General features: G+C 63.1%; 19 protein-coding genes. 13 read left to right on the forward strand and 6 right to left on the reverse strand.

Annotated elements, in window-relative coordinates:
• Positions 1 to 57: 57 nt before the first annotated feature.
• Genes sufA through J1C56_RS00815 form a run of 3 tightly spaced genes read left to right on the forward strand, consistent with a single transcriptional unit; the run spans position 58 to position 1304 of the window.
• Positions 58 to 444: a Fe-S cluster assembly scaffold SufA gene (sufA, locus tag J1C56_RS00805; protein ID WP_214385129.1), complete on the forward strand. Its 387-nt coding sequence runs from the start codon at positions 58 to 60 to the stop codon at positions 442 to 444.
• A gap of 9 nt (positions 445 to 453) precedes the next feature.
• Positions 454 to 972 carry a DUF2199 domain-containing protein gene (locus J1C56_RS00810; RefSeq protein ID WP_214385130.1) on the forward strand — a complete coding sequence of 173 codons (519 nt, stop codon included), beginning with the start codon at positions 454 to 456 and terminating at the stop codon, positions 970 to 972.
• A 14-nt stretch (positions 973 to 986) separates the two neighbouring features.
• Positions 987 to 1304: a TfoX/Sxy family protein gene (locus J1C56_RS00815; RefSeq protein WP_214385131.1), complete on the forward strand. Its 318-nt coding sequence runs from the start codon at positions 987 to 989 to the stop codon at positions 1302 to 1304.
• A gap of 308 nt (positions 1305 to 1612) precedes the next feature.
• Here J1C56_RS00815 and J1C56_RS00820 read toward each other — a convergent pair whose 3' ends face one another.
• A complete protein-coding gene (locus tag J1C56_RS00820; protein WP_214386601.1) occupies positions 1613 to 2530 on the reverse strand; it encodes a pseudouridine-5'-phosphate glycosidase in 918 nt (305 codons plus the stop codon).
• Positions 2531 to 2550: 20 nt separating this feature from the next.
• Positions 2551 to 3492 (reverse strand): carbohydrate kinase family protein, encoded by a 942-nt coding sequence (locus tag J1C56_RS00825; RefSeq protein ID WP_214385132.1) that lies wholly within the window; start codon positions 3490 to 3492, stop codon positions 2551 to 2553.
• A gap of 282 nt (positions 3493 to 3774) precedes the next feature.
• On the opposite strand from J1C56_RS00825, the gene recA reads away from it, so the two are divergent.
• From recA to J1C56_RS00840, 3 genes are all read left to right on the forward strand, one after another.
• Positions 3775 to 4866, forward strand: coding sequence for a recombinase RecA (gene recA, locus J1C56_RS00830; protein WP_214385133.1), 1092 nt, complete (start codon positions 3775 to 3777; stop codon positions 4864 to 4866).
• Between the two features lie 236 nt (positions 4867 to 5102).
• Entirely contained in the window at positions 5103 to 7769 is a 2667-nt protein-coding gene (alaS, locus tag J1C56_RS00835; RefSeq protein ID WP_214385134.1) for an alanine--tRNA ligase, read from the forward strand.
• A gap of 135 nt (positions 7770 to 7904) precedes the next feature.
• On the forward strand, positions 7905 to 8753 hold the full coding sequence (locus J1C56_RS00840) for an AraC family transcriptional regulator (protein ID WP_214385135.1): 849 nt from the start codon (positions 7905 to 7907) through the stop codon (positions 8751 to 8753).
• A 29-nt stretch (positions 8754 to 8782) separates the two neighbouring features.
• Here the strand turns inward: J1C56_RS00840 and J1C56_RS00845 are convergent, their stop codons facing one another.
• Together J1C56_RS00845 and J1C56_RS00850 are read right to left on the reverse strand one after the other, a co-directional pair.
• Positions 8783 to 9568: a hypothetical protein gene (locus J1C56_RS00845; protein ID WP_214385136.1), complete on the reverse strand. Its 786-nt coding sequence runs from the start codon at positions 9566 to 9568 to the stop codon at positions 8783 to 8785.
• 22 nt (positions 9569 to 9590) lie between these two features.
• Complete coding sequence (locus tag J1C56_RS00850) at positions 9591 to 10802, reverse strand: NADP-dependent isocitrate dehydrogenase (protein ID WP_214385137.1); 1212 nt, start codon at positions 10800 to 10802, stop codon at positions 9591 to 9593.
• Positions 10803 to 11224: 422 nt separating this feature from the next.
• Here J1C56_RS00850 and J1C56_RS00855 point away from each other — a divergent pair, with 422 nt between their 5' ends.
• The 3 genes from J1C56_RS00855 to J1C56_RS00865 are packed head-to-tail and all read left to right on the forward strand — an operon-like array spanning position 11225 to position 13127.
• A complete protein-coding gene (locus J1C56_RS00855) occupies positions 11225 to 12106 on the forward strand; it encodes an RNA methyltransferase (RefSeq protein WP_214385138.1) in 882 nt (293 codons plus the stop codon).
• Positions 12099 to 12893, forward strand: a complete 795-nt coding sequence (gene murI / locus J1C56_RS00860) for a glutamate racemase (protein WP_214385139.1) — start codon at positions 12099 to 12101, stop codon at positions 12891 to 12893. Before J1C56_RS00855 ends, murI begins: the two co-directional genes overlap by 8 nt.
• Before the next feature lie 45 nt (positions 12894 to 12938).
• Complete coding sequence (locus J1C56_RS00865; protein ID WP_214385140.1) at positions 12939 to 13127, forward strand: DUF3008 family protein; 189 nt, start codon at positions 12939 to 12941, stop codon at positions 13125 to 13127.
• A gap of 17 nt (positions 13128 to 13144) precedes the next feature.
• Here J1C56_RS00865 and J1C56_RS00870 read toward each other — a convergent pair whose 3' ends face one another.
• Positions 13145 to 13780 carry an NAD(P)-dependent oxidoreductase gene (locus J1C56_RS00870; protein ID WP_214385141.1) on the reverse strand — a complete coding sequence of 212 codons (636 nt, stop codon included), beginning with the start codon at positions 13778 to 13780 and terminating at the stop codon, positions 13145 to 13147.
• Positions 13781 to 13928: 148 nt separating this feature from the next.
• Here J1C56_RS00870 and J1C56_RS00875 point away from each other — a divergent pair, with 148 nt between their 5' ends.
• The 4 genes from J1C56_RS00875 (at position 13929) to ttcA (ending at position 16993) form a co-directional block, all read left to right on the forward strand.
• Positions 13929 to 14339 (forward strand): winged helix-turn-helix transcriptional regulator, encoded by a 411-nt coding sequence (locus J1C56_RS00875; RefSeq protein WP_214385142.1) that lies wholly within the window; start codon positions 13929 to 13931, stop codon positions 14337 to 14339.
• Between the two features lie 77 nt (positions 14340 to 14416).
• Entirely contained in the window at positions 14417 to 15124 is a 708-nt protein-coding gene (locus J1C56_RS00880) for a 2OG-Fe(II) oxygenase (protein ID WP_214385143.1), read from the forward strand.
• Positions 15125 to 15347: 223 nt separating this feature from the next.
• Complete coding sequence (rpsD, locus tag J1C56_RS00885; RefSeq protein WP_214385144.1) at positions 15348 to 15965, forward strand: 30S ribosomal protein S4; 618 nt, start codon at positions 15348 to 15350, stop codon at positions 15963 to 15965.
• Between the two features lie 173 nt (positions 15966 to 16138).
• Positions 16139 to 16993, forward strand: a complete 855-nt coding sequence (gene ttcA / locus J1C56_RS00890) for a tRNA 2-thiocytidine(32) synthetase TtcA (RefSeq protein WP_214385145.1) — start codon at positions 16139 to 16141, stop codon at positions 16991 to 16993.
• A gap of 39 nt (positions 16994 to 17032) precedes the next feature.
• Here the strand turns inward: ttcA and J1C56_RS00895 are convergent, their stop codons facing one another.
• Positions 17033 to 18298, reverse strand: coding sequence for a multidrug effflux MFS transporter (locus J1C56_RS00895; protein WP_246591048.1), 1266 nt, complete (start codon positions 18296 to 18298; stop codon positions 17033 to 17035).
• Positions 18299 to 18365: the final 67 nt, after the last annotated feature.

Genomic DNA, 18365 nt, shown 5'->3' on the forward strand with positions numbered 1-18365 from the left:
TTAGTTTGGAATGAGTCATTCCCCGGGCCTTGAACCCGGCGATGAATGGAGACTGGAATGGGACGCTTCGCCGTCATCACGATGACCGACAGGGCCGCCGAGCGCGTGCGCGAGATCATGGCCACGCGCGAAAACGCGCAAGGGATCCGCCTCGGCATCAAGAAGGGCGGCTGCGCCGGCATGGAATACACGGTCGACCTGGTGACCGAGCCCAACCCCAAGGACGACCACATCGAGCGCGACGGCGCCCATGTCTATGTCGCGCCTGAGGCGGCCTTGTTCCTGTTCGGCACCCAGATGGATTTCGAGACCACGACGCTGCGCACCGGCTTCACCTTTTCCAATCCGAACCAGAGTTCGGCCTGTGGCTGTGGCGAGTCGGTCGAACTGAAGCCCGCCGACCTCAAGGCACTTGCCGAGGCGCGCGCGCAAAGCGCAGTGTAGTTGCTCCCGATGAGCGCCGAAGCGTATCGCTGGCGGTGCTCATGTTGCGGTGAAGAGCATGTCGGCCTGCCGATGGACATGATGTTCGGCGAGCCCGTCGATTGGGACGCGCTTGATGAGGCCACGCGGGCCGCGTCCGGCCTGGATGACGATTTTTGCGAGGTCCGCTATTTGACCGGCGAGGTGGACCGCTTCATCCGCTGCCTTCTGCCTTTTCCCGTGCCGAAAATGTCCGTCGAATTCCGCTTCGGCGTCTGGATGTCGGTGTCGGAGCGCAGCTGGGACATCTACCGCGCGGGTTTCGGCACCGGCGGCTACGCCGAAGGCGGTTGCTTCGGCTATCTCATGCATGACGTTCCCGAATATCCTGGAACCATGTACTTCAATGCCGATGTCTGGTTCCAGCCGGACGGGCTTCGGCCGCGCGTGGCTCTGCACGAGACCGATCATCCTTTGTTCGTTGCACAGCGCGACGGGATCGAACCGGTCCAGATCGAGCGCTGGGCGGCGATGATGCACAGCGGATAGGCAAGGGGTAACCGATGAGCGACGACGCCATTCGCGAGGTCTTCGCCAGTCTTGGGGAGATCACCATCCGCAAGATGTTTGGCGGCAAGGGCATTTATCACGATGGCCTGATCGTCGGCGTCGAGGTGCGCGGCGACATCCTGCTCAAGGCCGATGTGGTGAGCGCGCCCGATTTCGAGGCGGCAGGCGCGAAGCGCTGGGCCTATGACGGCAAGGGCCGGCCGGTCCACATGCCCTATTGGTCGATCCCCGACAATGCCATCGACGATCCCGACGAGTTGGCGATATGGACGCGTAAGGCCTATGAGGCCGCACTTCGTACCAGGAGGTAGCGCCTCTGCGTGGTGCGTCCTTCGAGGCTCGCTGCGCTCACACCTCAGGATGAGGATCGTGGCACGCGGCCTTCCCCTTCTAGGGCACCTTGGGGATAGGCGTCAGGGCATTTTCAGCTTGGTTTCCTCGACCCACTGATGTGGGAGGGAGGTGGTTTGCCCTGAGCTTGTCGAAGGGGCGAACCGGTGAGGGAGCGGCACGACATCGTCCGCCGCGCCCTTGCAGGGTCAACAGCTGAGCGCTCCACGATCCTCATCCTGAGGTGCTCGCCCGAAGGGCGAGCCTCGAAGGACGCACGAAGGCAGCCTCAGAGTTCTCGAGCGATCTTGGCCGCAAGCCGGGCGTTGTTCTCAACCAGCGCGATGTTGGTCTTGAGGCTTGCGCCGTCGGTCAGTTCCAGGATCTTGGCCAGCAGGAACGGCGTCACCGCCTTGCCCGAGATGTTCTGGGCTTCGGCCGCCTTCTGCGCTGCCTCGATGTAGCCGGCCATCTGTTCGGTCGGGATTTCGTCGCTTTCGGGCACCGGATTGGCCACCAGCAAGCCGCCGTCGAGCCCAAGTGCGGCACGCGTCTCATAGAGGCGCGCAATCTTTTCAGCTGCGTCGAGCCTGAGCGGTGCCGCATAGGGCGACTTGCGCGACCAGAAGGCCGGCACGATGTCGGAACCGTAGGCGACGACTGGCACGCCACGCGTTTCCAGCACTTCGAGCGTCTTTTCGATGTCGAGGATCGCCTTGGCGCCGGCCGACACCACGATCACGGGCGTGCGCGCCAGTTCGTCCAGATCGGCGGAGATGTCGAAGCTCTTCTCTGCACCCTTGTGCACGCCGCCGATGCCGCCGGTGGCGAACACCTTGATGCCGACGAGATGAGCCGCGATCATCGTTGCGGCAACCGTGGTGCCGCCGGTGCGGCCTTCGGCAATGGCAAAGGCAATGTCGGCGCGCGACAGCTTCATCGCCCCGTCGGTCATCGCCAGCGACTCGCGCTCGCCATCCGACAGGCCGATCTTGATGCGGCCGTTGACGACCGCGATGGTTGCGGGCACAGCACCTGCATCCGAGATAATCTTCTCGACATTCGCCGCCATCGCCGAATTGTCGGGATAAGGCATGCCATGGGTGATGATGGTGCTTTCGAGCGCCACGACCGGCTTGCCGGCTGCAAGGGCTGCGGCCACGGGTGCATGGATGTCGATGAAGGGGCGGGCGGTTTCAGGCGTCATGTTGGTCTCCTTGGACCGCGTCATGCCATTTCCGAGGCGTGCGGCACAAGGGCCAGCGCCGCGTCAAAGGCTGTCTGATCGAGTTCGGGCACGGCCGAAGCGCTCTCGATCGCCAACACCGCTGCCGCAATGCCTTGCCTGAGCGCGGCATCAAGTGGCAGCCCGCGCAGCAGTGCCACAGTCGTCGCACCGGCGAGCGCGTCGCCCGCGCCGGTGACATCGACGACCCGCCGGGGGGCAGGGGGCGCGATGATCGAAAGGCTGTCGCAGTCATAGGCGAACACCGCGCTGCCGCCGGCGGTCACCACGCCGCGCCTTAGGCCGACAGCTCTTAGTCCGCGCGCGAGTTCGCGGGCATCCGCGTCGACGTCGATGCCGGCGAGCACCGCCGCTTCGCGCCGGTTCATGAACAGGCACGACAGCTTGTCGAGGACAGGCGTCAGCCGCACCGCCTTGGCCGGCGAGATGGCGATGGCAAACAATGGCACTGGCTGTGCGACCTCCGCCAGGCGCCAAAGGGCTGTTTCGGGAAGGTTGGCGTCGCAAAGCACTGCATCCACCGTGCCGATGGCTTCGCGCAGCTTGGCGCGGCGCATCTGCTTGGGGAAGGCGAGCTCGTAGAGTCCCATGTCGGCAAGGGCAGCCACCACGTCGCCATCGCGGTCGAGCAGTGCCGTATAGCTCGGCGTTGCCCGGTCGAGGAAAACTGCCGACAGGTCGGCGATGCCATTGGCCGCAATCTCCGCGGCGACAGCCTCGCCGGCGGCATCGCCACCGCGCACCGACATCAGCGAACCCACGGCCCCCCGTCGCACCGCACCGCGCAAAGCGTTGAAAGCACCGCCGCCGACCTCCTCGCTCATCGCGCCGGGGATAGAGGCACCCGGCACGAATGGCGCGGTCATGCGTCCGCGTCGATCGACATGGGCGCCGCCGACGGCGAGGATCCTGGGTGACTTCATGCTGAGGCGGTCCGGTGGGCGTTTAAGGCGGCGAACTTAGTGTTCCATGCGAGGGGCGGCAACCGCCGGCGATTCGCAATGACTGGCTTTGCTGGCACATTGGCGGTCGGGCCCATGCGACATCCGATCGCGTGTCGTTTGAAAACAAAAAAAGAACATACCAATGAATATCATTCTATATCAATGCGTTGACTGCTATTGCCAAATGTGAACAAAACCAGTACAAATTTATATCGGCATCGGACAGTCCGGCCTTCATTGACGACTACGGGGTGATGTATCATGGCTCAGAATTCATTGCGGCTTGTAGAGGAAAATTCGGTGGACAAATCCAAGGCTCTGGACGCGGCGCTGTCGCAGATCGAACGCGCCTTCGGCAAGGGCTCGATCATGCGTCTCGGTGCCAATGAGCAGGTTGTCGAGATCGCGACCGTCTCCACCGGTTCGCTCGGTCTAGACATCGCGCTCGGCGTCGGCGGCCTGCCGCGTGGGCGTATCGTCGAAATCTATGGACCGGAAAGCTCGGGCAAGACGACGCTGGCGTTGCACACCGTTGCTGAAGCCCAGAAGAAGGGCGGCATCTGCGCCTTTGTCGACGCCGAGCACGCGCTCGATCCGGTCTATGCCCGCAAGCTCGGCGTTGATCTGGAAAATCTGCTGATCTCGCAGCCGGACACTGGCGAGCAGGCGCTCGAAATCTGCGACACGCTGGTGCGCTCCGGCGCCATCGACGTTCTTGTCGTCGACTCGGTGGCGGCTTTGACGCCACGCGCCGAAATCGAAGGCGAGATGGGCGAGTCGCTGCCCGGCCTGCAGGCGCGCCTGATGAGCCAGGCGCTGCGCAAGCTGACCGCCTCGATCTCGCGCTCCAACACCATGGTCATCTTCATCAATCAGATCCGCATGAAGATCGGCGTCATGTATGGCTCGCCCGAAACGACGACCGGCGGCAACGCGCTCAAGTTCTACGCTTCGGTCCGCCTCGACATTCGTCGCATCGGCTCGGTCAAGGACCGCGACGAGGTCGTTGGCAACCAGACCCGCGTCAAGGTGGTCAAGAACAAGCTGGCCCCGCCCTTCAAGCAGGTCGAGTTCGACATCATGTATGGCGAAGGCGTTTCCAAGACCGGCGAGCTTGTCGATCTCGGCGTCAAGGCGGGCGTTGTCGAGAAGTCGGGCGCCTGGTTCTCCTACAACTCGCAGCGTCTTGGCCAGGGTCGCGAGAACGCCAAGCTGTTCCTGCGCAATAATCCCGACGCTGCGCGCGAGATTGAAGCGCTGCTCAGGCAGAATGCCGGGCTGATCGCAGAGAAGTTCCTTGAGAACGGCTCGCGCGAGGAGGATGACGGCGAGGACGAAGCCGGGGCGATGTAACAGCGCCCAGGGGGGGGATCGATAAGGTCCAGGACAGCCAATCCATGCGACCGCCGGCCATCGTGCCGGCGGTTTGCGTTTGTGCAGCCGGCTTTGACGATCCGGGCGGCGGAATTGCGGGCTTTTGCCGGTCCGGTGTTTCTGGACAGTGGTCTGGCGGGCCGCTAAAAGGCCAGTTCCAATTTCCGCCTGCGAAGGGCGGGCATCTGTCCAGGGCGGCGATCAAAGGCGGCAATATGAGTGGCGTGAACGAGATCCGGTCGACATTTCTCGACTACTTCAAGAAGAACGGGCACGAGGTGGTGGCCTCCAGTCCGCTCGTACCGCGCAACGACCCGACCTTGATGTTCACCAATGCCGGCATGGTGCAGTTCAAGAACGTCTTCACCGGTCTTGAGAAGCGTTCCTATTCGCGCGCCGCGACCGCCCAGAAGAGCGTGCGTGCCGGCGGCAAGCACAACGATCTCGACAATGTCGGCTACACTGCCCGCCATCTCACCTTCTTCGAGATGCTCGGCAATTTCTCGTTTGGCGACTATTTCAAGGAGCACGCCATTGAGCTTGCCTGGAATCTGATCACCAAGGAATACGGGCTGAACAAGGACAAGCTGCTCGTCACCGTCTACCACACCGACGACGAGGCGGCCGGCTACTGGAAGAAGATCGCCGGTTTCTCCGACGACCGCATCATCCGTATCGCCACGTCGGATAATTTCTGGGCCATGGGCGACACCGGTCCTTGCGGTCCGTGCTCGGAGATCTTCATCGATCGCGGTGATCATATCTGGGGCGGCCCTCCCGGCAGCCCCGAGGAGGATGGCGACCGCTTCCTCGAGTTCTGGAACCTCGTCTTCATGCAGTACGAGCAGGTGACGAAGGAGCAGCGCATCGATCTGCCGCGCCCATCCATCGACACCGGCATGGGCCTCGAACGCATGGCCTCGATCCTCCAGGGCGTCGAGACCGTCTTCGAGACCGACCTGTTCCGCCATCTCATCGATGCGGCTTCATCGGCGATCGGCCGCGGGCCGGACGCGAGCAACGTCGGTTCGTATCGCGTGATCGCCGATCACCTGCGCTCGTCCTGCTTCCTCGTCGCCGATGGCGTGCTGCCGTCGAACGAAGGACGTGGCTACGTGCTCCGCCGCATCATGCGCCGCGCCATGCGCCACGCGCAGCTGCTCGGCGCCAACGAACCACTGATGTGGAAGCTCGTGCCGGCGCTTGTCCGCGAAATGGCCCAGGCCTATCCGGAGCTCGGCCGTGGCGAAGCGCTCATCACCGAGACGCTGAAGCTTGAGGAAACCCGTTTCCGCAAGACGCTGGTGCGTGGCCTCGGCCTGCTCGCCGATGCCACCGAGACGCTTGGCTCCGGCGACATGCTTGACGGGGAGACCGCATTCAAGCTCTACGACACCTATGGCTTCCCGCTCGATCTGACGCAGGACGCGCTGCGCCAGCGCAGCATCTCGGTCGACCTCGCCGGCTTCACCGATGCCATGGCGCGCCAGAAGGCGGAAGCCCGCGCCAACTGGGCCGGTTCAGGCGAAGCCGCAACCGAGACGGTCTGGTTCGGCATCAAGGACAGGAACGGCGCCACCGAGTTCCTCGGCTACGAGACCGAGCAGGCCGAAGGCGTTGTCCTGACCCTGATCAAGGACGGTGCCGAAGTCGCAAGCGCTGCGGCAGGCGACACCGTTGCCATCGTCGTCAACCAGACGCCATTCTACGGCGAATCCGGCGGCCAGATGGGCGACACCGGCACCATGTCGGGCGAAGGTTTCACCATCGAGGTCACCGATACACAGAAGAAGGCCGACGGCCTGTTCGTCCACTACGGCAAGGTGACCAGCGGCAAGCTCAAGACCGGTGCCGTCGTCGAGCTGAAGGTCGACCATAACAGGCGGACCCGCCTGCGTTCGAACCACTCGGCGACCCACCTTATCCACGAGGCGCTGCGCGAGGTGCTCGGCACCCATGTGGCGCAGAAGGGCTCGCTGGTGGCGCCTGAGCGCCTGCGCTTCGACATCTCGCACAACAAGCCGATCTCTGCGGACGAGCTCGAGCAGGTCGAGCGCATGTCGAACGAAATCGTTGTCCAGAACAGCCCGGTCACGACGCGCCTGATGAGCGTTGACGACGCCATTGCCGAAGGCGCCATGGCGCTGTTCGGCGAAAAATACGGCGATGAGGTCCGCGTCGTTGCGATGGGCACCGGTATCCACGGCGCCAAGGCCAACCGGCCCTATTCCGTCGAGCTCTGCGGCGGCACGCATGTCACCGCCACCGGTGATATCGGCCTGGTGCGCATCGTCTCCGACAGCGCGGTTGCCGCCGGCGTCCGCCGTATCGAGGCGCTGACCGGCGAAGCCGCCCGTCGCCACCTCGACGAGCAGGATCGCCGCCTGAAGGCTGTTGCGGCATCGCTCAAGGTTTCGCCCGCCGACGTGCTGGCGCGGGTCGAGGCACTTGTCGAGGAGCGCAAGAAGCTCGAACGCGAGCTCACCGAGGCGCGCAAGAAGCTGGCGCTCGGAGGCTCCAATGGTGCCGGTTCCGCCGATGAGAGCGAGACTGTCGCTGGCGTCAGCTTCCTTGGCAAGGTGGTATCAGGCGTGGCGCCGAAGGACCTCAAGCCGCTCGCCGATTCCGGCAAGGCCTCGCTCGGTTCGGGCGTGGTGGTGTTTGTCGGTTCGGGCGACGATGGCAAGGCGAGCGTCGTGGTCGCCGTCACTGAAGACCTGACCAAGCGTTTCAGCGCTGTCGACTTGGTCCGTGTGGCATCCGCTGCACTCGGCGGCCAGGGCGGTGGCGGCCGTGCCGACATGGCCCAGGCCGGCGGCCCCGACGCCACCAAGGCAGCCGATGCGGTCGCGGCGGTCAAGGCTGCGATGACGGCTGCCTGAACCGGGCATCTATCGAAACTCGAAAAAGGCCCGCTTGGCGGGCCTTTTTTGTTTCCGGCACGCGCCGCAAGTCAGCAGGATTTGTCAAACCGGGCTATGGTTCTGTCCAGCCGATCGATTTGCAAGAGGTTTGGCATGAACGGTGAGACGGCATGGGCGGTGTATGAAACCCGCCTGAGAAGGGTTTCGGCACACATCCACGCGCACCTCGACGAGGAGCTGGATATGGACCGCCTGGCCGACATCGCCTGCATGTCGAGCTATCACTGGCACAGGATCTACCGCGCCATCTACGGCGAGACGCTTGCCGCCACCGTCAAGCGTCTCAGGCTGCACCGCGCCGCAGGTGACATCGTGGGAACGGATCTGAGTGTCGGCGAAATTGCAAAGCGGTCTGGCTATCCCAATGTCCAGTCGTTCAACCGCATCTTCAAGGCCGTCTACGGCATGCCGCCGGCGCGCTACCGGAGGGAGGGAAGCCACAAGCTCTTCGAAACCCACAGAGGAAAGGCTTCCCACGTGTTCGACGTTCACATCCGCAATATCCCTGACACCAGCCTAGTTGGCGTCGCCCATCAAGGCTCCTACCTGCAGATCGGCCAGGCTTTCGAGCAGCTGTTCGGCACGCTCTACGCCCGTGGCCAGGCGCGGCCCGACATGCGCATGATCGGCGTCTATCTCGACGATCCCGATCTCGTTGCCGAGGACAAGCTGCGCTCCGTCGCCTGCGTCAGTGCCGACGCCTCTGCACCCGCCGCCGCACCGCTCGAGCGTCGCGCAATCTCGGGCGGCGACTATGCCGTTCTGCGCCACAAGGGCCCCTATGCCGAGATGCACAAGGCCTACAAATGGCTCTATGCCGAATGGCTGCCGAAATCGGGCCGCCAGCTGCGCGATGCGCTCATGTTCGAGGAATACGTCAACAACCCGCGCGACGTGGCGCCGTCAGAGCTTCTGACCGACATCCACCTGCCATTGGCCTGAGCAGCGGTTCGTGGAGACATCAGTGGCCGTCAGATGAACTCGCGGCCACCGGTGTACTGGCGGCGAAGCCGCCGGATCACCCATTTGTGCAGCGGCTGGTTTCGCCGGCGATGAAGAAAGACAGTCTGGCGAAATGGCATTTCGCCGGACAGTCCTGAATCCCACGGCCCAAATTGCGACGGGTCGGGGAAAAGCGCCGCGTTGTGTCTTTTCGCAAGGATGGTCAGCACCGACTGGTCGTGTCGGTGATCAACGAAGCCTGGCAGGTTGGGCAGGTTATGAATGTTCGGCGCATCGGTCAGACATGCTTCGCTCGCCATGGCTTCGGATAGGCGCGTCGCAAACTGCCTGGCTTCCGGTCCGGCCCGGTAAAGCTGCATTCCAGCCCATAACTGCGGCAGCGACCAGAATTCTTCCGTGTCGGCATTCAATTCGACGAAGCAGTCGCGCTTGGTCCATATCGATTGCCGCATCGCACCGCCCATTTGGAAGAGGCTCACAGGGTGCTTTTCCGCCAACGCGATGAGTGGAGCCGGGTCGGCGATGAAGGTCATGGCGACATCGGTATAGAGAACCGACGTGCCATCCGGCACGCTGTTCAGGACATCCATGATGACAAATGGCTTCCAGAGCCAATAGCCGGCTCCCCGCCGCGCGCTCATGATGGATGGGTATCGCTGCGCCAAATCGCGCAGAACCGGATGGTCCGGCGTATAGACAAGCGTCTCAAGGCCGAACCGGCGCGCCGTCTTCGCAAGCAATTTGGCGGCCTGCGAATAGTTCGCGGTCGCAAACGTCACGTGGACGGCACGCACTGGTTCGGCCTGTCTTAGGCTATCAGCCCATCGCCTTCTGCAGGTTCTCGTCGATCTTGTCGAGGAAACCGGTGGTCGACAGCCAGGGCTGGTCGGGACCGATTAGCAGCGACAGGTCCTTTGTCATGAAGCCGCTTTCGACGGTCTGGATGCAGACGCGCTCCAGCGTCTCGGAGAAACGCTTCAGATCGGCGTTGTCGTCGAGCTTGGCGCGGTGGGCCAGGCCACGGGTCCAGGCGAAGATCGAGGCGATCGAGTTGGTCGAGGTTTCCTCGCCCTTCTGGTGCTGGCGGTAGTGGCGGGTCACGGTGCCGTGGGCGGCTTCTGCTTCCACCGTCTTGCCATCCGGCGTCATCAGCACCGAGGTCATCAGGCCGAGCGAGCCGAAGCCCTGCGCCACCGTGTCGGACTGGACGTCGCCGTCATAGTTCTTGCAGGCCCAGACATAGCCGCCCGACCACTTCAGGCTCGAAGCCACCATGTCGTCGATCAGGCGGTGTTCGTACCAGAGCTTGCGCGCCTTGAACTCGGCTTCGAATTCCTTCTCGTAGACGTCCTGGAAGATGTCCTTGAAGCGGCCGTCATAGGCCTTGAGGATGGTGTTCTTGGTCGACAGATAGACCGGGTAGTTGCGCAGCAGGCCGTAATTGAGCGAGGCGCGGGCGAATTCGCGGATCGACTCGTCGAGGTTGTACATGGCCATGGCAACGCCGGCGCCCGGCGCGTCGAACACGTCATGCTCGATCACTTGGCCGTCGTCGCCGACGAACTTGATCGACAGCTTGCCCTTGCCGGGGAATTTGAAATCGGTCGCCTTGTACTGGTCGCCGAAAGCGTGACGGCCGACGATGATCGGCTTGGTCCAGCCCGGCACCAGGCGGGGCACGTTCTTCATGATGATCGGCTCGCGGAAGATGGTGCCGCCGAGGATGTTGCGGATGGTGCCGTTTGGCGACTTCCACATCTTCTTGAGCTTGAATTCTTCGACGCGCTGCTCGTCAGGGGTGATGGTGGCGCACTTCACGCCGACGCCGTGCTTGTTGATGGCGTTGGCGGCGTCGATCGTCACCTGGTCGTTGGTGGCGTCGCGGTGCTCGATGCCGAGGTCGTAATATTCCAGGTTGAGATCGAGATAGGGGTGGATCAGCTTGTCCTTGATGAACTGCCAGATGATGCGGGTCATCTCATCGCCGTCGAGCTCGACGACGGGCTTGGCCACCTTGATCTTCGCCATGGGAAAATGCCTCTTCTTGCCTGGAACCAGCCGGTTCCGGAGGGTTCACGATTGGGAGTGCGGCCCCTATACCAAAGCGAATCGGAGCGCGCAAATGATTGCCCTTGCTACCTTGGACGTGTCTGCTGACAATGTATGAATCGTCTCCGGCCGACACGTGCCGTCGCAGCCGCGCAAGTCATTTCTTCGTTGGTCTTTGACGGACATCGGCCAGACAAAGCGCGAGGCGGCGATCCAGCCCGTGATGGCATCCTCGCGCACGAGCATGCCACCATCCTTCCCATCATAAGGTCGTCGCCGATGAAAGCCCGGATCTGGTCCGCAAGGTCGTCCGCCATGCTTGTTCCTTACCAGAACTTCATTTTCAGCGCCGAATGTGGCAGGGACGCGCAAAAGGCGCAATTCTCGGTTCAATCGCAGCAATGTCAGACACCCCAATCCCCGCACAACCCGCCGCACCGGTGATCATTCTTGTCGAGCCTCAGCTCGGCGAGAACATCGGCATGGTGGCGCGCGCCATGGCCAATTTCGGCCTCGGCGAGTTGCGCCTGGTCAATCCCCGCGATGGCTGGCCGAACGAGAAGGCGAGGGCTGCCGCCAGCAACGCCGATCATGTCATCGACGGAGTCGTGGTCTTCCCAGATCTCGCATCCGCCGTTGCCGATCTCAATTTTGTCTTTGCCACCACAGCGCGTCAGCGCGACGGTTTCAAGCGTGTCGCCGGACCCGTCGAAGCCGGGCGGACGCTGCGCGGCCATGCCGCTTCGGGACTTCGCACCGGCATCTTGTTCGGACGCGAGCGTTTCGGCCTCTACAACGAGGAAGTGAGCCTTGCCGACGAGATCGTCACCTTCCCGGTCGATCCCAGGTTCGCCTCCCTCAACATCGCCCAGGCGGTGCTGTTGATGTCCTATGAATGGATGAAGTCTGGCCTGGAAGATGAGACGCAGACCAATTTCAGCGGCCCCGAAATGACGCCGGCGACCAAGGACCAACTGCACGGGCTGTTCAACCATCTTGAATCTGCCCTCGATACGCGGGGCTATTTCCGCCCGGCGGCCAAGAAGCCCAAGATGGTCGACAATTTGCGCTCGGTGCTGACGCGGCCCGGCTTCTTCGCGCCTGAACTCAAGGTTTTGCGCGGCGTGGTGGCCTCGCTCGACTATTTTTCGCCCAAGGAACCGCGCGGTGCCGGCTACCCCGACCGCAAGGCGAAGGTCGACCATGCCGCCCATTCCGGCGGCGCGGATAGCGATGAAGACGACACGCCGCCGGTCGGTGGCAGGGGGCTCGACAATGACTGACCGCCCGATCCTGATGTTTGATTCAGGCATTGGCGGGCTGACGGTGCTGCGTGAGGCGCGTGTGCTGATGCCCGAGCGCCGATTCGTCTACGTCGCCGACGATGCGGCATTCCCCTACGGCGCGTGGGAGGAGCCAGCGCTGAAGGCACGCATCCTTGATCTGTTCGGCGGGCTGCTTGAGCGTTTCGACCCGGAGATTTCGGTCGTTCCCTGCAATACGGCGTCCACGCTGGTCATCGACGCGCTGCGCCAGGCATTTTCCGGCCATCCGTTTGTCGGCACGGTACCGGCGATCAAACCGGCGGCGGAGCGGACCCGTTCAGGCCTGGTTTCGGTGCTGGCGACGCCAGGCACGGTCAAGCGGCAATACACGCGTGACCTGATCACCCAATGGGCGACGAAATGCCATGTCCGGCTGGTCGGCAGCGACCGGCTGGCGCAGATGGCCGAAATCTACATGCGCGACGGCTTTGTCGATGAGCAGGCGGTCAAGGACGAGATCGCGCCTTGCTTCATCGAGCAGGACGGTCGCCGCACCGACATCGTCGTGCTCGCCTGCACGCACTACCCGTTCCTGGTCAACCGCATGCGCAAGACGGCGCCCTGGCCGGTCGACTGGATCGACCCGGCCGAGGCTATCGCGCGCCGCGCATTGTCGCTGCTCGATGGCTCGCGCGGCAGGCGCGACGATGCCGGTCCCGATATCGCTGTCTTCACCTCGAACCGGACCGATTTCGCCACCCGCCGTCTGATGCAGGGCTTTGGGCTGACAATTCAGGGAACATGACGGCAGGGCATGCGTTTCCCAAACCCAGAGGTAAGGAGAAACGTCATGCCCGCGACGTCAAAAGCTCAGCAGAAGGCCGCCGGAGCGGCCCTTTCCGCCAAGCGAGGCGAAACCAAGAAGAGCGAACTTTTCGGCGCATCGAAGGAAATGTACGAGTCGATGACCGAAAAGCAGCTCGAAGAGTTCGCCGAAACCAAGCACAAGGGTTTGCCAGAGCACAAGGCAAAGCAATGAGTTCCGGCCGAACGACGTCAGTAGCCCAGGGTGAAGCGCTTGCCGGTATGCTTGGGCGTCTCGGCTTCATCGACGATGGCGACGGCCAGGTCTTCCACCGAGATGTGGCTTTCGCCCTTGGCGTCGAATACCGGCTGGTCGCCACCGATGCGGAATTTTCCGGTGCGCTCGCCCGGAGCCATCATGATGGCTGGCGACACGAACGACCATTCCACCCCGGTCTCCGTACGCAGTGCCGCGAGCGCGTCGCGTGCCGCCCGCGCACCGTCCTTGTAGGCGTCGGGGAAGTGCGGGCCGTCGACGAGCTGCTTGCCGTCGATTTCGAGGCTGCCGGCGCCACCGACCACGATCACGCGCTTGCCAGCCGCCTTGGCCGCCGCAACGATCGCCTTTGAGCCGGCGAGGTGCTTGGCATAGATCTCAGGATCGCCCCAGCCGCCGTTGAAGGCCGAGACGATCACGTCGCTGCCGGAAATCGCGGCCTTGAGCGCCTCGGCGTCGCTGGCATCGGCCTTGACCGCGGTTACGCCGTCGATCTGCTCGACCTTTTCCGGGCTGCGAACGATCGCCGTGACCTTGTGGCCGCGTGCGGCCGCTTCCTTGAGTACGGTGGTGCCGACAAAGCCGGATGCGCCGATGAGAGCGATTTTCATGACTGTTCTCCTGTTCGGGCTGTTTTGCCTTTCGCGGCAAAAGCAGGTATGATCTGTAATCAGGTTACCAACGATAACTATATAGATCGAACGGAAGGGCGCGAAAAGAACGCATGATTTCGTGCCCAGGTTACCTCAGGAGAACCACATGAACGCACCAGTGAAAGCACCCGTGGCGGTGCCGCTGCTGCACGCCACGCCGGGCTTCGAAGCCGACGGCCGCAACACGTGCCCCATTCGCGAGGTGCTCGACCGCGTCGGCGACACCTGGAGCATCCTTGTGATCATCAACCTTCAGGAGCAGTCGGTGCGTTTCAACGCGCTCAAGCGCTCGATCGAAGGCATCTCGCAACGCATGCTGACGGTCACCTTGCGCTCGCTCGAGCGCGACGGGCTGGTCACCCGCACTGTGCGGCCGACAACGCCACCCGAGGTCGAATACGCGCTGACGGAGCTCGGACAGTCGATAGCCGTGCCGATCGCATCGCTCGGCAGCTGGGCTGCAAGCAATCGCGACCGTATGCGTCAGGCGAGGGAGGCGTTCGATCTCGAGGCGTGATCGTCACCGCAGGAATCGGAATGCGGTGATTGATGTAACGGCCTAGCCTCGGCTCCAATGTGAAATGGAGCGCCGCTATGCACGCCGACAATGTAGTTTCGAGGCTGGACTGGGATGTGATCCTTCGCGACCTCGATGAGTTCGGTGTCGCGCCGACTGGCCCGTTGCTCGACCGGCAGACTTGCCTCGAATTGAGGGCGCTTTACGACCACGACGAGCATTTCCGCAGCCGCATCGTCATGCAGCGGCATGGATTTGGGTCCGGCGAGTACAAGTACTTCGCCAACCCGCTTCCCCAGGTAATCGCCGGTCTTCGCCGAGGCTTCTACGAACGCCTCGCTCCCTTCGCCAATGGCTGGAACGAGCGCATGGGGCTCGACCGGCATTACCCGCCAGATATCGACGCCTTCCTTGCCGAATGCCAGGCGGACGGGCAGACCAAGCCGACGCCGCTTCTGCTGAAGTATGGCGCGGGCGACTACAACTGTCTGCACCAGGACGTTTACGGAGTGCACCTCTTTCCGGTCCAACTGGTGATTCTGCTCTCCGATCCACAGGCCGAGTTCGAGGGCGGCGAGTTCGTCATGACAGAACAGCGACCGCGTATGCAGTCGCGCGCAGAGGTGGTGCCGCTCGGCATCGGGCAGGGCGCGCTGTTTGCCGTCAACGACCGGCCCAAGGCTGGCTCGCGCGGCGATTACCGGGTAAAGATGCGCCACGGTGTCAGCCGCATCCGCTCCGGCGCGCGCTTCACGATGGGCGTCATCTTCCACGACGCGAAATGAGCCGGCTGCCGGCCCCAAGCGTTGACATTGTGGGATGTTTCGCCTAGTTAGCCGCCAACGCCGGGCCGAAACGCCCGGTGTTTCATTTGACGTGTCCCGTGGGCCTTTCCGCAATGCGTGCGTGGAAGATCCTGTCAGGCTCCGAAAACGGGGGCCAGAGGAGGGCGCGTTTCCTTCACTCGAAACACGAGGTTTCGGGTGTATCATTTTGAAAGGGAATGCGATGAGCAAGCGCGAATCCGCGAAATACAAAATCGATCGCCGTCTTGGCGAGAACATCTGGGGCCGTCCGAAGTCCCCGGTCAACAAGCGTGAATACGGCCCCGGCCAGCATGGCCAGCGCCGCAAGGGCAAGATGTCGGACTTCGGTCTGCAGCTGCGCGCCAAGCAGAAGCTGAAGGGTCACTACGGCGACGTTTCGGAAAAGCAGTTCCGCAAGACCTACGAAGAGGCCAACCGCCGCAAGGGCGACACCTCCGAGAACCTGATCGGCCTGCTCGAGTCGCGTCTGGATGCGGTCGTCTACCGCGCCAAGTTCGTGCCGACCATTTTCGCAGCCCGTCAGTTCGTCAACCACGGCCACGTCAACGTCAACGGCGTCCGCACCAACATCAGCTCGTACCGCTGCAAGGCTGGCGACGTGATCGAGGTCCGCGAGAAGTCGAAGCAGCTGGTCATCGTGCTCGAGGCCGTTGGTCTCGCCGAGCGCGACGTTCCTGACTACATCGAAGTCGATCACAACAAGATGGTCGCGACCTTTGCTCGCGTTCCTGGCCTGTCGGACGTTCCGTACGCAGTGCAGATGGAACCGAACCTCGTCGTCGAATTCTATTCGCGCTAATCCTTCGGATAGCATCGAATTCAAGAGAGCGGCCGGAAACGGCCGCTCTTTTCGTTTGTGCGTCGTGTGCACGATCGGCTGCGCCTTGCACCGCAGCCGATAATGCGAAATATGCCGCTCTAAGTGGTGAAGTCGGGCGTTGGCCCGCCGATGCCGAGTGTAAGGAAGGCCCCATGGGTATTCACGAAGCAGATGTACTGGCCGAGCCTGCCGAAGGCGCGTTCCCGCTCTATCGCGACGCGCCGTCCTCGGTGGAGTTCAACAAGCTGCGCAAGCGGCTGTTGCGGTTGACCCGCCAGGCCATCGAGGACTACGCCATGGCCAGGCCGGGCGAACGCTGGCTGGTGGCGCTGTCGGGCGGCAAGGATTCCTACGGCCTGCTCGCTGTCCTGATGGATCTCAAATGGCGCGGCCTGCTGCCGGTCGAGCTGCTTGCCTGCAATCTCGACCAGGGCCAGCCGAACTTTCCCAAGAACGTGCTGCCCGACTACCTCAACGCCAATGGCATTGCCCACCGCATCGAATATCGCGACACCTATTCGGTGGTCACCGAGAAGATCGCGGAGGGCAACACCTATTGCTCGCTGTGTTCACGCCTGCGGCGCGGGCACCTCTATCGCATCGCGCGCGAGGAGGGCTGTTCGGCGCTGGTGCTCGGCCACCACCGCGAGGACATCCTCGAGACCTTTTTCATGAACATGTTCCATGGCGGCCGCCTTGCCGCCATGCCGCCCAAGCTGATGAACGATGAGGGCGACGTCATGGTGCTCAGGCCGCTGGCCTTATGCGCCGAGGCCGACCTCGCCAAGTTCGCCGAGGGCATGAAGTTCCCGATCATCCCCTGCGACCTGTGCGGCAGCCAGGAAGGGCTCCAGCGCAACGCCATGAAGGCGATGCTCGACGACATCGAAAAGCGCATGCCGGGCCGCAAGGACACGATGCTGCGGGCGCTTGCGAATACGCGCCCGTCGCATCTGCTCGATCGCAAGCTGTTCGATTTTGCCGGCCTGATGCCGACTGGGGCATAAGCCCGAAAACCGGTTCCGGCTTTCGGGCTGTAGCTACGCTCAGTGGACCTCGGTCAGCACCGGTTTGACGTCGTGCTGGCCGCGGAACAGCTTGCCCTTCTCGGCAATCAGCACCATCACGAGGCCGATGGCGGCAACGCCGCAGAAGCCGACGGCCAATGGCACTGTGGTGCCGTCGAAGGACTGGCCGATGGCCGCCCCGATCAAGCCGCCACCCAGCGTCTGCATGAAGCCCTGCACTGATGAGGCCGTGCCGGCGATATGGCCGAGCGGCTCCATGGCGATGGAGTTGAAGTTGGAGCCAATCCAGCCGAACTGGAACATCGCCAGGGCAAACAGCACGATGAATGCTGGGAAGGGCACTGGTCCGGTCAGCGACCAGATGAGCCAGATCGCGCTCACGAGCAGGAAGCCGATCAACGCGCCGTGCGAAAGCTTGCGCATGCCGAGCTTGCCGACCAGGCGCGAGTTGAGGAACGACGACACCGACATCATGCCGGCGATGGCCGCGAACACCAGCGGAAACCAGACGCCGAGGCCGTAGAGGCCGACATAGACCTGCTGCGCCGAGTTGATGAAGCCGAACAGCGCCCCGAAGATCGTCATCGAGGCGAGCGTGTACCACAGCGACATGCGCGTCGTCAGCACGGTGCGGAAGCCCTTGGCGATCGACAGGATCGACAGCGGCCGCCGGTCCTCGGGATGCATCGTCTCGGGCAGGCGGATCGCCGCCCACAGCGTGATTGCAAGCGCCGACACCGCCATGACGATGAAGATCATGTGCCATTCCGAAAACAGCATTACGATCTGGCCCATGGCGGGCGCCACGACCGGCACGATCATGAACACCATGAAGATCAGCGACATGATCTCGGCCATCTGCCTTCCGCCGAAGCGGTCGCGCACCACCGACACCGCGATCACCCGCGTCGAGGCTGCCCCGATGCCCTGGACGAAGCGCAGCGCAAGCAGCGTTTCGAAGCTCGGCGCGAAGGCAGCCGCGAAGGCTGCGAGCACGTAGATGCCAAGGCCAAACAGCAACGGCTTGCGCCGGCCGAATCGGTCGGAGATCGGGCCATAGGCAAGCAGCGCCAGCGCGAGGCCGGCGAAGTAGGCTGTTATCACGTACTGGCGGTGGTTTTCGCTCTCGACGTTGAGGGCAGCACCGATCTGCTGCAGCGCCGGCAGCATGATGTCGACGGCGAGCGCGTTGACGGCCATCAAAGCGGCGGCGAGCGCGATGAATTCCCAACGCGGAATCGGGAATACGCCCTGCTGGGCGCTCGAAGAGACTTTCTGTTCCATTCAGGAATCCAATTCAAACGGAAATGCGCCGGAAAGCCGGCGCATTTGCCACAAACGGGACCCCGGA

The sequence above is a fragment of the Aminobacter anthyllidis genome (genome assembly GCF_018555685.1).
In the GTDB taxonomy this organism is placed as follows: Bacteria; Pseudomonadota; Alphaproteobacteria; order Rhizobiales; family Rhizobiaceae; genus Aminobacter; species Aminobacter anthyllidis.

Coding starts and splice junctions, on each gene's coding strand:
- sufA (WP_214385129.1), top strand. CDS start 58: ATGGGACGCTTCGCCGTCATCACGATGACCGACAGGGCCGCCGAGCGC.
- J1C56_RS00810 (WP_214385130.1), top strand. CDS start 454: ATGAGCGCCGAAGCGTATCGCTGGCGGTGCTCATGTTGCGGTGAAGAG.
- J1C56_RS00815 (WP_214385131.1), top strand. CDS start 987: ATGAGCGACGACGCCATTCGCGAGGTCTTCGCCAGTCTTGGGGAGATC.
- J1C56_RS00820 (WP_214386601.1), bottom strand. CDS start 2,530: ATGACGCCTGAAACCGCCCGCCCCTTCATCGACATCCATGCACCCGTG.
- J1C56_RS00825 (WP_214385132.1), bottom strand. CDS start 3,492: ATGAAGTCACCCAGGATCCTCGCCGTCGGCGGCGCCCATGTCGATCGA.
- recA (WP_214385133.1), top strand. CDS start 3,775: ATGGCTCAGAATTCATTGCGGCTTGTAGAGGAAAATTCGGTGGACAAA.
- alaS (WP_214385134.1), top strand. CDS start 5,103: ATGAGTGGCGTGAACGAGATCCGGTCGACATTTCTCGACTACTTCAAG.
- J1C56_RS00840 (WP_214385135.1), top strand. CDS start 7,905: ATGAACGGTGAGACGGCATGGGCGGTGTATGAAACCCGCCTGAGAAGG.
- J1C56_RS00850 (WP_214385137.1), bottom strand. CDS start 10,802: ATGGCGAAGATCAAGGTGGCCAAGCCCGTCGTCGAGCTCGACGGCGAT.
- J1C56_RS00855 (WP_214385138.1), top strand. CDS start 11,225: ATGTCAGACACCCCAATCCCCGCACAACCCGCCGCACCGGTGATCATT.
- murI (WP_214385139.1), top strand. CDS start 12,099: ATGACTGACCGCCCGATCCTGATGTTTGATTCAGGCATTGGCGGGCTG.
- J1C56_RS00865 (WP_214385140.1), top strand. CDS start 12,939: ATGCCCGCGACGTCAAAAGCTCAGCAGAAGGCCGCCGGAGCGGCCCTT.
- J1C56_RS00870 (WP_214385141.1), bottom strand. CDS start 13,780: ATGAAAATCGCTCTCATCGGCGCATCCGGCTTTGTCGGCACCACCGTA.
- J1C56_RS00875 (WP_214385142.1), top strand. CDS start 13,929: ATGAACGCACCAGTGAAAGCACCCGTGGCGGTGCCGCTGCTGCACGCC.
- J1C56_RS00880 (WP_214385143.1), top strand. CDS start 14,417: ATGCACGCCGACAATGTAGTTTCGAGGCTGGACTGGGATGTGATCCTT.
- rpsD (WP_214385144.1), top strand. CDS start 15,348: ATGAGCAAGCGCGAATCCGCGAAATACAAAATCGATCGCCGTCTTGGC.
- ttcA (WP_214385145.1), top strand. CDS start 16,139: ATGGGTATTCACGAAGCAGATGTACTGGCCGAGCCTGCCGAAGGCGCG.
- J1C56_RS00895 (WP_246591048.1), bottom strand. CDS start 18,298: ATGGAACAGAAAGTCTCTTCGAGCGCCCAGCAGGGCGTATTCCCGATT.